General features: G+C 39.3%; 14 protein-coding genes and 1 pseudogene. 1 reads left to right on the top strand and 14 read right to left on the bottom strand.

The window, feature by feature from the left end:
* The 11 genes from RRY75_RS10415 to RRY75_RS10365 form a co-directional block, all read right to left on the bottom strand.
* On the bottom strand, positions 1-725 hold a 725-nt coding region (locus RRY75_RS10415), incomplete at its 3' end, for an S-layer homology domain-containing protein (RefSeq protein WP_332716651.1).
* 362 nt (positions 726-1,087) lie between these two features.
* The gene (locus tag RRY75_RS10410; protein ID WP_332527275.1) at positions 1,088-1,711 is read right to left on the bottom strand and encodes a class D sortase; all 624 of its coding nucleotides are present in this window, start codon (positions 1,709-1,711) and stop codon (positions 1,088-1,090) included.
* A gap of 83 nt (positions 1,712-1,794) precedes the next feature.
* Entirely contained in the window at positions 1,795-2,517 is a 723-nt protein-coding gene (locus RRY75_RS10405) for a hypothetical protein (protein WP_332528679.1), read from the bottom strand.
* Between the two features lie 194 nt (positions 2,518-2,711).
* On the bottom strand, positions 2,712-3,860 hold the full coding sequence (locus RRY75_RS10400) for a DUF5305 family protein (RefSeq protein ID WP_332492610.1): 1,149 nt from the start codon (positions 3,858-3,860) through the stop codon (positions 2,712-2,714).
* Positions 3,861-3,941: 81 nt separating this feature from the next.
* Complete coding sequence (locus tag RRY75_RS10395) at positions 3,942-4,847, bottom strand: LPXTG cell wall anchor domain-containing protein (RefSeq protein ID WP_332492612.1); 906 nt, start codon at positions 4,845-4,847, stop codon at positions 3,942-3,944.
* A gap of 41 nt (positions 4,848-4,888) precedes the next feature.
* Positions 4,889-6,088 (bottom strand): signal peptidase I, encoded by a 1,200-nt coding sequence (locus RRY75_RS10390; RefSeq protein ID WP_332492614.1) that lies wholly within the window; start codon positions 6,086-6,088, stop codon positions 4,889-4,891.
* 23 nt (positions 6,089-6,111) lie between these two features.
* Positions 6,112-7,347, bottom strand: a complete 1,236-nt coding sequence (locus RRY75_RS10385; protein WP_332716645.1) for a hypothetical protein — start codon at positions 7,345-7,347, stop codon at positions 6,112-6,114.
* A 106-nt stretch (positions 7,348-7,453) separates the two neighbouring features.
* Positions 7,454-8,083 (bottom strand): response regulator transcription factor, encoded by a 630-nt coding sequence (locus RRY75_RS10380; protein ID WP_332492619.1) that lies wholly within the window; start codon positions 8,081-8,083, stop codon positions 7,454-7,456.
* Between the two features lie 15 nt (positions 8,084-8,098).
* Positions 8,099-9,697, bottom strand: a complete 1,599-nt coding sequence (locus RRY75_RS10375; RefSeq protein ID WP_332716642.1) for a sensor histidine kinase — start codon at positions 9,695-9,697, stop codon at positions 8,099-8,101.
* Positions 9,698-9,862: 165 nt separating this feature from the next.
* Positions 9,863-10,942 (bottom strand): phosphotransferase enzyme family protein, encoded by a 1,080-nt coding sequence (locus RRY75_RS10370; protein ID WP_332492623.1) that lies wholly within the window; start codon positions 10,940-10,942, stop codon positions 9,863-9,865.
* Positions 10,943-10,944: 2 nt separating this feature from the next.
* The gene (locus RRY75_RS10365; protein WP_334309716.1) at positions 10,945-11,868 is read right to left on the bottom strand and encodes a nucleotidyltransferase family protein; all 924 of its coding nucleotides are present in this window, start codon (positions 11,866-11,868) and stop codon (positions 10,945-10,947) included.
* Positions 11,869-12,033: 165 nt separating this feature from the next.
* On the opposite strand from RRY75_RS10365, the gene RRY75_RS10360 reads away from it, so the two are divergent.
* Entirely contained in the window at positions 12,034-12,495 is a 462-nt protein-coding gene (locus RRY75_RS10360) for a VanZ family protein (RefSeq protein WP_332492627.1), read from the top strand.
* Positions 12,496-12,503: 8 nt separating this feature from the next.
* Here RRY75_RS10360 and RRY75_RS10355 read toward each other — a convergent pair whose 3' ends face one another.
* The 3 genes and pseudogenes from RRY75_RS10355 to RRY75_RS10345 form a co-directional block, all read right to left on the bottom strand.
* Entirely contained in the window at positions 12,504-13,937 is a 1,434-nt protein-coding gene (locus RRY75_RS10355; protein WP_332716637.1) for a glycosyltransferase family 2 protein, read from the bottom strand.
* Positions 13,934-15,097 (bottom strand): HEAT repeat domain-containing protein, encoded by a 1,164-nt coding sequence (locus RRY75_RS10350; RefSeq protein ID WP_332716635.1) that lies wholly within the window; start codon positions 15,095-15,097, stop codon positions 13,934-13,936. Before RRY75_RS10350 ends, RRY75_RS10355 begins: the two co-directional genes overlap by 4 nt.
* Positions 15,098-15,452 (bottom strand): annotated as a pseudogene (locus tag RRY75_RS10345) (hypothetical protein); the annotation flags it as partial. It lies immediately after the preceding gene.

Below are 15,452 nucleotides of genomic sequence, written 5' to 3'. Positions count from 1 at the left end.
TCTAGCTTCTCCTTGTGCATTAATGCTGCATAAGTCATTTGAGCACCTAATGCTCTTGTTACTTTAGTATTTGCACCCATATTGCCTTTGTCATCCCCATTTAAAAGGCCAATTTGGTTGTAGTATGCTGCGTAAGGTCTATTTTCTTTACGAATTAAATCGTTGTCTGCAAATTTAGTCTTACCTATGTATGCTTCTTCTGCACTTATTTTTTTGCCAATAACACGTACTAAAAGAGTAACCATATCCTGTTTGGTCAAAGTATTTTTTATCTCTTTGCCATCTGCTGTTTTAATCATAAAACGACTAAGCTCTGCTTCTGTTAAGTAGCCACGTCCAAGTAAGTAGGCAATTTCTTCGTTGCATCTGCTTTCCCATGTGCCATATTTACTTGTATAAGTTGCAAGAGTTGGCTTTTGCTTTTCATAGTTATCCGCAATTTGTTTTTTAAGCGCTGGGTCCATATCTTTGATAACCAATGCATCTTGATAGCCTGTTGCCTTAGCAAGCACTTCAGCAATATCAAAGTAAGTCATCTCCTGTGCTGGTGCGAAGGCCCCACTACTATTTTTAGTCATGTAACCCTTGTCTTGCATATAACTAATCCCTGGGTACGCCCAATGTTTATTGTTAACATCTGTAAAAGTTGTTGCTGCAAATACGTTTACAGACATAATTCCTGCAAGTGAAAGGCTTAAAATGAATTTAGAATAATGTTTTCTCATCCAAACATCTCCTTTTTATTTTCTATAGTGTATTTTAAATTTTTAGTACACTTTACCACTATTTTCTATTGTATAGGAGGTATCCTTAAAAAACAATTCAAATTAATTTTATTCAAGGTTTTTTAATGAAATTGTAATATAATCTGCAAACATTAATATACTTAAATTTAAGTTTATTCACAGGATAAAGACAGGTTCTCAACCTCGTTTTTTAACTTTTCCACAGTTTTCGCAATTTAATCCCCAGTTTCTGTGCATAACTTACTTTATTTGTAGATGATGACCTAATTTTTATCTTATGAATAAATTTATACTATTGCCACACCTGTACCACACTTAAAAATCAACGCATCTGTAAGTTGTCACGTACCAGGTACCCATTCACCTCTTACAATGAGACGCTGATTTGCCTTAACAACTGGATGACAGGTGATGAGGGTTACTATTTTTCTATCTTCTACGGGCTCTGTCACCCACACCTCACTTGGGTCTACCAAGAAAGATTCATATACCTTATACGTGTACGTGGTCTCTCCCATCGTAATCTGAATGTCATCTCCTACTTCTACCTCATCTAAACGATTAAAATACTCCCCAAAGGTATAGCTCCTATGTCCTGCAATGGCACAGTTACCCACCTCTCCTGGCATACTCGTTCCTGGCATATGCCCTACAGCATATTTGAGTGCTTGCTTGGTGACACCCTCTGCAAAGAGGAGGCTGACGTTGATTTTGGGGATGGTTACAAGGCCAATGACTTGGGTATCGTTGGCTGTATCTTCTATATTTATACCACTCTCCAGTGTCTCGTTCATCGTTTCAAGCGCTGCCTCCCGCTCTAAGAGGCTTTGTTGATACTGGGCATAAAGCTTTTGTTGTTCATATTGGGTATAGATACGCCCACCTATTGGAAGCAAAATCAAAATCATACCCACTAGCATCATCAGCCACGCTAGGACTTTCTTCCTATTCTTATGCTGCTTCATGTCCTTTCTCCCCTCTCTATCTTACTTTAAAATAACCACTGATTACGTGGAATAATCAGTGGTTATTTTAGATTTCTAATGCATTATTTTCCTGTAGCTGATTGTAAAAGTTGTTCAAAGTTTAATTTGATTTCAACTGTAGCATCTTTACCCTGTGTATCATTTTCAGCATCTTTATCAAGTTTAAAGGCTACAGTTAAGTTAATTTGATCTTCTGGGCTTTGATTTAATGATAATATAGTTTGTTCCTTATCTTCAGCAACTTTTATTGTATAAGGAATCTCCCCTATTTTCACCCATTCATATGGTAAAATATTCACACGTTCATTTGGATCTTGGGTGGTATCCCTAGCTGTAATACTCATGTGCAACTTTTCTTTTAACTCCTCTGAGTAACTTATGCCTACGCTGCTTGCAGTTACTTCCTTGAGCACTGCTGCTACATCACCAGTATTTTTAATTACTGTATCAAATTGAACCATACCACCTGGTACTAAATTGCTTACATCAAATGTAATAACATCACTTGCATTATCTACTTCTACACCGCCTACACCTGTTTGCTCTACTATTCGGGTGTCTTGGCCCATTGTAACAAATTTATTGTTTGTAGGATCATAGGATTTCATTTCATTCGTATCATTTTGATAATAGAAACTTTTAGTTATTCCTTCAAATTGTACATTGAAGTTCCCTGTATTTACAGTTGATTTGATTTCTAAAGTATCATTCCATAACGCGTAGCCTGTTCCTACTAATCCCATTGATAATACTAAAGCCCCTACGATAAATTTTGTTTTCTTCATTTCTAATTCCCCTTTGTACTTTTATTTTTCTACTTTTTATTTTTCTACTTTTTATTTTTGTGCTTCTATAACCTAATTATAGGTTTTAATCCATATTTTTACATCATACAAAAGAATAGTCTCATCTACCACCAAAGTAGTAGATGAGACTATTTTTTTGTATCAAGTACTTGTTTTGTATCAAGTGCTTTTGTTTAATTGATGTCATCCTTTATTGAATCTATGCTTTCCACACTGGCAGCTTCACCAAGGGTTGTGCCGATTGTTTCACATAGGGATTCATTGAACGCTTGTTTGCTAGGTTCCTCTAGAATTCTATAAATATATCTCATGTCCTTGTCCATCACGTAGAATAGGTTGATTTTGAGTATATTCCTATTGTAGGCATAGAGGATAGGTTTCTCTAATTCATCCGCTATTTTGACTAAGTCATCTATATTTTTGACCTCATAAGTAATCTTATCCTGATCTTCTGGGAGGGCATCCACTGCTACGAGGCGACTACTATGCTGTGTAAGTATTTTTTGAATTTGTTTTCTTTTCAAGTCTAGTGCATCAGGCTGGGTGGTGAGTATCCACAAGCCGATAAGGAGTGCAACGAGCAAGACTATACCTGCTATCATCAGGCGCATACTTGTAGGATTAGAAGGAAGTGGGACTTCTACAACGTCTTTCAGCACCTCTGTTGTGATCCCCTCCCCTTCCTTTAAGATACTAAAGTAAGGATTACCAAGAGGAATAACCAATGTACTGGTTATGGGTTGGGTAATAGGGCCATAGGCTGTATCTGCTACCATTTCTCCTTCTATACTAATGCGTAACTCTACAGGCAAGTTCACTTTAGAGGCCTCTATAATCGCCTTAGCCAATGTATTATATTGATGATAGTCTATGAACACCACCTTTTGTAGCTCACACAGATCTTGTTGCTCAAAGGATGTGTTCGGAACCAATTCAAAGTTTTTAGTCCAGATATCTTTTTTCTCCTCTTGTTGAATGTTATACCCTGCCATTTGGGCAGTTATACCATAGTGTCCCTTTACCTTGGCAGCTTCTGACCCTTTAAAGTTGATTTTGAAGTTAACGTTAATGCTTTTAATAAATTCGCTAATATAGGTTTCCCCTTCATACAGCTTTTCCGTTTCATAGAGTATATTCGGGATTAAATTGACTGCATAGTTAATATCTGTACCCGATGTATATTCATAATAAACCTTTTCTTGTTGTTCAACTTCTATATTTTTACGCTCTTTTATAGCTTGCATGCCTAATCCAATGATGCCTATCACTATGAGTGCACTTGCTACATACTTCACCATCACTGGCATTTTTATCTTTTTCACAGCGCTTCTCCCCTTTGTAAAATGACTCTATCCCAATCACCCTGATGGCTATTTCTGTATAGTCATCAGGGTATTGATCAGCTATTCATCTTTTTTTCTATAAATCATAATGCCACCACCTAAAAGCACAATACCCAGTCCATATACAAGAAGTGGTGTAATGCCACCTGTCTTAGGCAGTAGGCCACCTTGTGGTAAAATAGGCTCTTCTTTTGGTAAAACAGACTCTTCTTTTGGTGTTATACTCTCTTCCGTTTGAGTAGGCTCTGCTTCCGGCATGACACTTTCTTCTATTGGTTGACCGAGCTCTGGCTGACTTGGTTCAGGCAAAGTAGGGTCTGTTTCTGGTGTTGTCGTTTCCTCATCTGGAGTGACCTTATCTTGGTCGGAGCCACCACCATCACTACCGCTTCCACCGCCACTTCCTCCACCAGAGCCACCGCCGCCCTCACCCTCTTCTTGCTTAAACTGTAAGACAAGACTAAATTGTGTACTTTCATTTTGAAGGCCTGTTTCTTCTACTGCCATACCCATTTCTAAAGGAATATCCAAAGTCTCTCCTTTTTTCAATACTTTACTGACATAAGTCTGTTGCAAATAATGGCTATAGTCTTCGATACTTTGGTTGTCCTTATAACCTACAAGGGCCTCAAAGAGTTCATGAGAAAGTCCCTCTCCTTCTTTTTCTATCAGTTTGACATCCGTAATCACTGCACTATATTCGCCACTATTTTCTACTGTCGCGCATACACCAAACTTGCCGCCTGGATAGAGGTTATTGGTGACAATATCTACAACACCTTGACTCACTGTTGTCTGCACTTCTATATGTTCATCATGTGTTACAATAGGATGTGGCAAAAAGTCTACCGCTAGCGCCTTGGTACTTACTGTACTCGTACTTTGCCCTATTGTGGTGGCATAACCTACTTGCAATAAAATAGATGCCGTAATAATCGTGATGCCTATTAGTTTTCTCCTTTTCATACTTCTCCCCTTTTCTACCTCATTCTAGAACTCAACTTCTTCTAGAACTCAACTTCATCCAGAATATCTGGGTTATCACTTTTAAAAATCAAAGTAGGCCAACCTATCTTAGGTATGACATGTATAATGGTCCCTTTTACATCTTCCATTTTGACAAGTTCACTATCTTCACTAGAGTTGTTATCCCCTTTAGTCCTATATCGCCTCTGTCCCTCTTCTTCTACAATGTCAATGACGCGATGACTAATCAAGATATCCTCTCGTTTAAACTGAATCACATCGCCTACTGCCAACTGGTCTATCTCTTCTACCGTGGTTATTTTATCAACTAGGATTACATCTCCAGGATCAATCATAGGAATCATGCTTCCTGTGGCAACCACCGAGGGGTAGATTGGAAATACACCTACTGTAAACCAAATCCATAAAATACATATCGTAGCTGTCGGTAACCAATTCCATAGGCTTTCCCCTTGGTCGCCATAACTTTTGGTGTACTTAGCAAGTTTCATGTAACTGTTAGAAATAAAGGCACTACTTATTAGCGGAATACTTATACCTATAAGACACTTGGCAAGCCAATCCAAGTTAGGCAGTATAGGTGACAACCATTCAAAACCTTCTATCATCCCTAAATAAATAATAGAAGCTAGGGGCCCCCCATATAAAACCAGATAGGTCGCCAATATATTTTCAAAGACTTCTGGCCCCACTTGTTGTGCCAAAAAGATCGTGAGACTTTCTATGTCCTTCAAATCAGTATTTTGAAACCCATTCATATGGGTCACCGTCATAACCCCTATAATAAGCCAAAAGTAAACCTGCTTCTTCTTATAAAACACATTGACCAGATAGGATCTGATACATTCCCTACCCACCAATGCAGAACCTACCACTAACATGTTCATCCCTATAGCCTTCAAACTATGACTATAAGGGCTCTTTCCAAATTCTTGTATAAATCCTGCCAATAGATTTACACCTATAAATAATGCCCCGCAGTTAAATGCCCATGCATATACTGTCCCTCTAAACTTCAACTTTCCCAGCGTATGGGTCCTGGGCATGCGGGTATAGTACAAGACAATAACAACACACCATATCCCAGGTATAATCCAATAACTCAGTAAGGTATTATCTATAAAACTGAGTAAATCCGTATATTTCATTATATATAAGCCGAGTAAAACAGCTATTAGTCCTATACTTATTTTCTTATACCCATTTTGTATTGTCTCCATCTGTTCATCCTCTTGTTTTTTATTCAATCTATATATCTTTTAGTAGGGTTGCTACCTATTGCATTGCCACCCTCTGTTGGAAAGGTTATTATGCCTTCATCTACCTCTGGCACTCCTGGTACTGCTGGGAGCGTTACTATGCCTTCATCTACCTCTGGCACTCCTGGTACTGCTGGGAGCGTTACTATGCCTTCATCTACCTCTGGCACTCCTGGTACTGCTGGTTGTTCTGATGCGATATCCTCTTGTGTTTTATCTGGCTTACCCCCTTTAAAGCATGGACAAAATCCATTACAATGCTTAGGTTTGCTACATTGTCCAGGTGCACCACACGTTTCACCTACTGTACAAGGGATGTAGTATCCCTTACATGTTGTATCACATTGGGTGCATCCTTGATATACAGGCATTTCAGTATGACTTACTGCTCTATTGATAAACAAGCTATTGCAAGTGTTATCATACCAAGATCCTGTAGGGTCTTGATAAGCAAAACTTATTTGTGCTTCAATCCTCAGCTGTTCTAAATTGAGCTGTGAGGCATCATAATCTGGATCATTGTTTTTCCCAATCGTTTTCAACTCACAGCCAAGGAGTCTCACCTCTGCCTCTTCTCCAGGACTGAGTTCAAAACTGCCACCGGGCTGTATACTTTGTTTGACCCCATTCTTCTCTACAGCAAACCCCGTATGCCTTGTTTCAACGATCCCTTGAGCAAGCGTGCTCCTACTATTTGGGTCACTCTCATGGTTAATCATTGGTGCAGAAAGCTTAATCCATGTATTTTTATAGCCATGCTCTGCCTCGTTCAAACGGACCTGTGCACGCACTGCACCTGTATTTTTCACCCGAGTTACAAGGTCTGCTGTCCCTGTATAAATGATTTCGTCTTCATATGTACCTACATCTAGACTCAAATTTTCAATTGTAATAGGTCCTGTATTTACGTGTTGATTGTCTATAAAAATGCTTGAATCTTGTTCTTGCCACCAATGTGCAAAGGTGCATGCCTCCCCCTGTTGACAATACAAATCCCCTGGCCAACTTCCATTGTTTTTGTGTAGAGGATACTCACCTATTTGTCCATATGCATTGACTACGCCTTCTACTCTCACGTTACCTGTACTCACTTTAGCCGCCACCGTAAGTGTATCTGACCAACTGGCATAGCCTACACCTGATAACATCATGACACCAGCTGCTACGGCAAGCATACCACTAAACGTGTTAAAGATTTTATACTTACTCTTCCTACTCATTGTGTCCCTCCTTATTTTTTCCTACTCTCATTTTAGAATAATATCTCTTTTTTCCCTTGCTCCTAAGGTACTATTTTCTATACTCCTAAAGTAGTAGATGTAACTATTAATCGAGTTCCCCTTTTCGTCTCCATAGCTTCATGGCATAGAGGGCGACTTCTGTCCTGTTCTTTACGCCAAGCTTGCCGAGTAGGCTAGTAATATGTTTTTTCACTGTGTTTTCTGTAATGAACAATTTGTCCGCAATCTGAGCGTTGGTAAGGCCCCTTCCTATTTCTACAAAAATTTCTCTTTCTCTATCTGTAAGACTTTCCAAAGTCTTACTCCTTTCGTCTGGCTGGTCTTGTCTTGTCATCTCTTCATCATAGAACTTGCGCCCTCGCCCTACAGCTTTGATGGCATAGATAATGTCTTCTACATTGGAGTCCTTTAAAATATAACCATCGACATCCAATGCCTTGGCTCTGTTAAAGTCTCCTTTTCTAGAAGATGAGGTGAATACGACAAACTTGGTAGCAAGCTTTTTGCTACCCATCTCCTCTATCAAATCCAACCCATTTTGCCCATTCAAATTCACATCCACTAGTGTAATGTCTGGTGTATCGATGGTGAGCATTTTCTTGGTCTCTTCCATCGTCCCCGCCTCTTGTATTTGGTCAAACTCATGCTCTCCTTCTAACATGGCAATTAAGCCTTTTCTTACAATTTCATGGTCATCTACGACTAATAACTTCATACAATCCCCCTCCTGCTATACAGCTTCTCTACTTTTACAACACGCTATCAGGGCATAAAGGATAGTACCACTCCCCGGTGTGGAATCAATCATCAAGTCCCCATGTATCTGATGAATGAGCTGTTCCATATTCTTAACCCCTAAGCCCAACTTATTATTAGCTACCACCTGGTTATAATCAAACCCTTGCCCATTATCTTGTATACTTAAGCTAAGTCCATTCGTATCTACATTGAAACTCACTACAATATAGGTTGCATGCCCATGCTTAATCCCATTGGCGACCCCTTCACAACAGACGCGGTACAGTGCCTTTTGCACCTCTAGGCTCAAGCTATTTAAGTTCCCTTTTACATTTAAATCTATTTTTAAAGAATGCATTCTCTCCATCGTTTGAATGAAGCTTTCCAGCTTCTGGATCAAGTTGTTCTTACCCTTCTTGTTCCAACTCATTCCATAAATCGTAGCCCGCAAATCTGCCATTGTCCCTGTTACTGTTGCTCGCAAATCCTTTAGCTCCCCAGCCATAGCCTCTCCACCTAGAGAATAAGCTTTCTTTTCCATATTATAAAGTTTGCAAGATACCCCAAACAATTGTTGAATCACGCTGTCATGAATCTCATTGGCAATTCTGTTTTGCTCATGGCCTATAAGAAGCTGCTCGTTCAACTCCTCCATTTCAATCTTCTTCAGCATCATACCTGCTACATAGGCAATAAACTTGAGTTCCTCAAACCTACACCCTTCTTTCACTAGCAGCATACCAAAAACATTGTAAGTATACTGTACAGGGATGCCGAGATACCCTCCTTCAAAGTGCAACACCCTTTCCTTACCTGTTTTATATTCTTTCATCAATTGGGATCGCTCGATATGAGACATAAGTGCCTCCAGCTCTGCTTGCTCTATTCCATAGGAATTGGGGGTCATCGTTTCCCCATGGTCCATAAAATCTAAATAAATGCCAACAGGTAGTCTCCTCACTTGTTGCAGATGGCTCAGTATAGCTTGAATCAAGTTTTGTTTGTCCTCTTGCGTCGTAAAAAGATAAATCGTTTTATAGATCTTCAAGGTATAATCCAAGCACTCCTGCACCTCATCATTCTTCTGCTCAAGTGCCTTCAAATGCCCAATCAAAAGCTGTACCATAAAGGCAGCAAGTACAAAGCCTACCAACAGATTAAGCTCTTGTAGCCCAATATGCAAAAGCTTCTGACTACCTGCTTGTATACCATAAAAGCATCCCACCATACATCCGATATACCCTAGCGCAATGCCCCATAGATAAGGTGTGCCAAACTCAATACCCGCCATAATGATGGTATTGAGCACATACCACATATAAGGACTATGTAGACCTCCCGAAAACATAAGGATGGTACAGTTCCCCACCATTTCCAGAAGAATAATGACACCTATTTCTTGCTTATTCCCTTTACTTTGACTATATAGATAATGCCCAGCAACAGCAGTCAGTGCTGTCCACAAAATAATCATCAAAGTATTGTCTAGCCTATGTACTTCTCCCCCCACTATATAAAAAACAGATGTGAGTATCAAAGAGCTATAACGATACAGCACCAATAGCTTCGTCATGCTCATATTTTTTAACAACACCAATCAACTCCCCTACACTTACCTAAATTTTCCTTTATTTACCATTCTATTATAACATAATTTATGTATATTTCATCAAGTTTTCAGATTTTATTACAATTAATTTCACAAAAAATACTCCTAGTAAAAAGTCTTGGATAGAGACTTCCTACTAGGAGTATTTTATGCGTGCATAAATTGTTGCACTAATTGTTCAAGGGATGCCCACTGAGCTTCCATATCTTGTACTAACTTAAACTGGGTACGGGCACGGTCTAAGTTGTGATTTGGACGGTGAATCTTGAAGTAGTTGTCACCATCTAAGTAATCTGTTAGGAATCTAATCCCTGTTTCAAGGGTAATGACTTTGGCACCAATAAGGAGAGAATAAATCTCTTCATTATTAAAGCTTTCGCCTACCTCTTCTAAGAAGCCTTTTGCAAAAGCTTCAAAACGGTCTGGCATGAAGTTTACAAGACTTAAGTCTAACTCATCTTCTGCACCAGAAGTTGCCCCTGTACGGATGGCATCACCAAAGTCATAGGCAGAAAGCCCTGGCATAACCGTATCAAGGTCAATGACACATACACCTTCATGAGTTGTTGCATCCATCATGATGTTGTTAATCTTGGTATCATTATGGGTTACACGAAGTGGCAACTTGCCTGCTTCGTAGAGGTCTACTAAGCTCGCTGCATCTTTTTCATGAGCGCGTACAAAGTCTACTTCTGCTTGAATGTCTGCTGCACGGTGGCACACATCCTTCGCCAACACTTCTTGGAAGGTTTCAAAACGCTTCTTGGTGTTGTGGAAGTTAGGAATTACCTCAAAAAGTGTAGAGGCATCAAAGTCTGAAAGCAGTCTTTGGAACTCCCCTAGCTTTTTGGCACAGTTGTAGAAGACTTCATTGTTTGGCACAATGTCGTAAGACACAGTATTTTCAATAAAGATATACCCTCTCCAGTAATCTCCCGCTTCATCTTGGAGGATGCTCTCCCCATTTACCGTTGGCACAACAGTGAGTACACCACGCTCTGTATCTCCACCTACTGCTTCAATCTTTTGATGCAAGTGGGCACACACTTTCATGATGCTTTCCATAAGTGGTACAGGCTCTTTGAAAATATTTGTATTAATACGTTGGAGAATGTATTTTCTCACAGTTGTCGTCACTAAAAATGTATCATTGATATGTCCATTACCAGTAGGTCCTACTGCTATAACTTCTCCCTCAAACTGAAATTGTTTAACCAAAGCTTCCATGTCTATTTTCCTTCCCAAATGTTTGTTGGGTATACACCCTCATTTTGTAAAGTCTGAATCGCCTTCACAACTGAAGGTTTATCTTCCTTATAAGTAACACCATACCATTTATCTTTAGAATGAAGCACATCTACACTGGCTTGGTCTGCTTGAATCAGTGCATCCACTACAGAAGGTAAGAAGAACTCCGCCTTTTGTGGATTACTTACAAGTGCTTGGTCTAAAAATGGCTTAAATTGTGCTTCTAACTCACCAAAGATACTTGGTGTAAAGCCCCATAAGTTCATAGAAACAATACTGTTTTCACTTACAGGTGTCCATGTCTCTTCTTCTAAGAACTGAACTTGCCCCTCGTGGTGGGCAATATGTACACGCTCACAAATAGATTGAAGCTTGTAATCCTTCGTTAACTCACAAATCCCACGTGCTACATGACCATTTTCTGTCAATGTATTTTTAAGTGTATAGCCTACCATAGCATAGCGATAGTGACAATCATCTTGCGCTTCTTTTAAGAAGTTATAAATCACTTTAAACGCTTCTTGGCCATAGTAGTCATCTGCATTGATCACTGCAAAAGGTTGGTCTACAAGTTCCCTACAGCAAAGGATAGCATGGCCTGTCCCCCAAGGCTTCTCGCGCTCCTTAGGAATAGTATACCCCTCTGGTAACTTGTCTAACTCTTGATAGACATAATCCACTTCAATCAATTTAGATACACGCTCACCGATAGCTTCCTTAAAGTCTGCTTCGTTCGCTTTTTTAATAATAAAAACAACTTTTTTAAATCCTGCTTTCATTGCATCATAAATGGAGAAATCAATGATAAGTTCACCATGTGCCCCCACTGGATCAATTTGCTTAAGTCCACCATAGCGACTACCCATTCCGGCTGCCATGATGACTAAGATTGGTTCTGACATAATATTACACCCCTCTAAATATAGTACATTATCCTAGACATTATATCACAATATTTACCATGACAAAAGTCATAGTTGCTAATATTGTATAAACATAAGCTCAAAGCAGTTAGACAAAAGCCCACTTCTATTGTATGATTATCCTATCTTTTTAGGAGGGTTTATCTTATGAAATATCGTTCTATCTTAAGTGTCATACTCATTACCGGTATGATTTGCTTTATCTTTAGCTTTTCCCTACAAGATGCACCAACTTCATCTGCACTCAGTAAACAAGTGACCGCACTTGTCTCTACCCTTGTTGAACAAGTAGAAACGCTTACCACTCTCACACCCCCTAGTAACGGCACCATACGGGCACTGGCACACTTTAGCTTATTCTTCATTTTAGGCTGTATTTGCATGCTTTGTTTCTTGTGTCAACGTAGAACACTCCTGTATGCTAGCCGAGCTACCTTTCTTATTGGCTGCGTAGCTGCTCTACTGGATGAAACCCTACAACTGCGTTCACTCGGAAGATCCTTTCAATTTGTGGACATTGGAAAAGACGTGCTTGGGATTTGCCTAAGTGTTGTGTTGGTGGTAATCGGTACAAAAATCTTAAAATGCATCGTTAAAATTAGGATGTGATTGATTGCCTACATCTCTTCTACATAAGGCTTATGGCTTTCATGTCTTGTAATTTCATGTCTTGTAATTGCATCCCATTCAAGCCTCTTCTTCTTATAGCCTACAAATGCTGTGAGTCGAACCCAAAATAGGATGCTTCTTAAAAGACTACTTTCAAGGATGCATAAGCCTATTGCCTTAAGTATTTCACCTGCCTTAAGTGGCTTATGTATAGCATAAATACTTGAGATAAACGCCGTTAGGGACATGACCATACCAAACACCATGTACATAAGCAGGAAGTAAATCATAAACGAGGCATTGAATAGCCGAAAATGTATTGCAATAATCATACTCCCAATACCAAGGAGCTCTATATACGGTGCTAGCAACTCATAGATTAAAAAGTACAATAAGGAAACGAGGCCAACGCCTCCATATCTGACATTGAAGAAGATATGTTTATGTGCCAATATACTTTGTAATAAACCTCTATGCCATCTTCTTCTTTGTTTGACAAGATTCTTCAGCGTGTTTGGTGCCTGGCTCCAACATATTGCATCGGTTGCATATTTGATTTGATAAGGTATTTGATTGGCCTTACAAAAAGCATGTAGCCTGACAACAAGTTCCATATCTTCACCTACAGTCTGCTTGTCATACCCTCCCACCGCAATGGCGAGATCTTTCTTAAATAAGCCAAATGCACCAGAAATAATCAAATTCCCATTAAACTTATCAAACAAAAGTCGAGAGGCTAAGAAGGTTCTATCATATTCTATTATCTGCATCCCTACTAGTTTGTTTTTAGGGAGACCATAGTTTATAACCTTGCCCTTCTCAAGGACTACATTGTTTAAGATCCGTATAAGTCCTCCACATGCAATGACATTTTTTTCTTCTAAAATAGGTCTTACAAGATTGCGTAGTGCATCCGCTTGCAAGACAGAGTCTGCATCCATACAGACAAAGTATGGGTATTTTGCTACATTAATCCCCATATTTAGAGCATCTGCTTTGCCACCATTCTTTTTACAAATAAGCGTAATAGGTATTTTGTGTGCATAGGTCATATACATGGCATGCTCTTCTTCACACAAGATTTTCTTTCTTATCGGTCTATAAACCCTTTCCATCTGAAAATGTTCAATCAACTGCTCACGCATATCATCTGTTGAGCCATCATCTACTACGATCACCTCATACAAAGTATAATCTAGTTCTAATAAGGACTTTACAGTATCGATTACTGTGATTTGCTCATTATATGCTGGTACAACAATGGACACAGGTATATAATGATCTTTATCAATAAAGTTATACAGCTTTTTCTTTTTCTGTTGCTCATACAACGCCGTAGCACCGACTGTAACAGATAAAAGTAAGAAGGTCGAATAACCTAACAGATAGAGTACAAAAAATAAATCGATGTATTGAAAAACTTCTTTCAGCCACTCTGTCATCCCTCTACCACCTTCCCTTCTTGCATTGCTTTAATCTCTTGTATTGCCTTCCTTTTTTGCATTGCTTTAATTTGTATTCTATAAGCAATCATATCTGTTGCATAGTCATCTAATCTATTTCCCGCGATTTCCTGATAGCTATATCCCTTGTTTACCAAGCTCTCTGCTGCATTTAAGCGTAGATACCAATTGCTAGAGGTCAGTGCCTGTACCAATACATCTTTTTCTTCTTCACCCTCATAGCCCTCCAAGCTCATGGCAGCCACTACTGCAAATTCCCATTTGTCCTCATCTACACACTGGACATATTGCATTAAAGTCGTACGCACTGGGCTATAGATATATTTCTTAAAATAACGTATAAGCGCTAGCCGGATTTCCTTATCCTTTTTCTCGTCACTTAGTAGCTCGTAGAAACCCTTCCAGTAATGCTCATGTTGGATGCATCCTTTGGGAAGCAGTCTTAAATAATTGACAATAGCCACCTGTGTCGTTGGCATAAACTTTCCTAAGTTTTGATAAAGGCTATCTGCCAATACTTGATGAGACCCTGTAAAGTTTAATAAGTGATCTTGTACCACCTTCTCACGACACACATCTTCTTGCTGATCTAAGATGCTAAGAACCTTGAGCACATCTTCCTCTATCCCCAAACTTATAATAGCCTTCAAAGCATTCTCTCTTATATAAATAGAGTCCTCCCACGCATAGGCCATCACACATTGACTCAGTCTTGCCCTCATGGCGTGTGCTTGGGGCGTATCGGACTTCATCCTTTGGTTCAAATCCAGAAAATAAATCACATGGGCAAAGTAAGCTTTTTTCTCAACTTGCCTATAAGGATGCTGGTATGCCAGCTCACTCATGACCTCACCAAGCATCATCCAGTCCACATGCACCTTTTCTGCTTCTAGTTCTAGGAGTGTCTCATGAAAAGCGGTTAAATAGGCTATCTTCTTAAGCTTATTCAAGAGTTGTTGTTTCAAATGCTGCTGTACCTCTTGGTCCCCACTTGGCACAGTTAAAAGCTCTCGTAAAACTTGCTTGTGCTTCTTACTTACTTTGGACTGCCATTTGACATATATACTAAATAAAATAGTAAAAAGTATAATACATAAACATATATATATATACAAAAAAGTTAACTTCTCAACAGCCATCTACTCATCCTCCTCACGCCACAGCTCTTGCATGGCAAAATAGGCAGGTTTGAGCCTTTCATGATAGGTAGGTTTGTTGGACCAGCCCTTTAAATTAAAAGCTTTGAGCGTAATAGGTGTCTCTTGAGACGCTGTTCCAATCCCTACATACATTTTCTTAATCGGTATCTCTTCTACCCCATAGTGCTTATAGTAGTCATCATGAATCATCATCTTGGAAGGATTAGAAAAGTTTAACAACTGCCAAGGTAGCTTGATTTCTACATAGTCTCCACTAAAGCAAAAGTCAGCTAATGAGTTGTAGCCTTCTTCATACGGATTGGCATTACCATAAGTCAGTAAACCTGTTTCATAG

The organism is Niameybacter sp., from assembly GCF_036655075.1.
GTDB lineage: Bacteria > Bacillota > Clostridia > Lachnospirales > Cellulosilyticaceae > Holtiella.
This window is presented reverse-complemented; position numbering and strand designations above follow the sequence as displayed.

Excerpts from the sequence above, each read along its gene's own strand:
- RRY75_RS10410 (WP_332527275.1), bottom strand. The coding sequence starts at position 1,711 with ATGAAGCAGCATAAGAATAGGAAGAAAGTCCTAGCGTGGCTGATGATG.
- RRY75_RS10405 (WP_332528679.1), bottom strand. The coding sequence starts at position 2,517 with ATGAAGAAAACAAAATTTATCGTAGGGGCTTTAGTATTATCAATGGGA.
- RRY75_RS10395 (WP_332492612.1), bottom strand. The coding sequence starts at position 4,847 with ATGAAAAGGAGAAAACTAATAGGCATCACGATTATTACGGCATCTATT.
- RRY75_RS10390 (WP_332492614.1), bottom strand. The coding sequence starts at position 6,088 with ATGGAGACAATACAAAATGGGTATAAGAAAATAAGTATAGGACTAATA.
- RRY75_RS10385 (WP_332716645.1), bottom strand. The coding sequence starts at position 7,347 with ATGAGTAGGAAGAGTAAGTATAAAATCTTTAACACGTTTAGTGGTATG.
- RRY75_RS10380 (WP_332492619.1), bottom strand. The coding sequence starts at position 8,083 with ATGAAGTTATTAGTCGTAGATGACCATGAAATTGTAAGAAAAGGCTTA.
- RRY75_RS10370 (WP_332492623.1), bottom strand. The coding sequence starts at position 10,942 with ATGGAAGCTTTGGTTAAACAATTTCAGTTTGAGGGAGAAGTTATAGCA.
- RRY75_RS10360 (WP_332492627.1), top strand. The coding sequence starts at position 12,034 with ATGAAATATCGTTCTATCTTAAGTGTCATACTCATTACCGGTATGATT.
- RRY75_RS10355 (WP_332716637.1), bottom strand. The coding sequence starts at position 13,937 with ATGACAGAGTGGCTGAAAGAAGTTTTTCAATACATCGATTTATTTTTT.
- RRY75_RS10350 (WP_332716635.1), bottom strand. The coding sequence starts at position 15,097 with ATGGCTGTTGAGAAGTTAACTTTTTTGTATATATATATATGTTTATGT.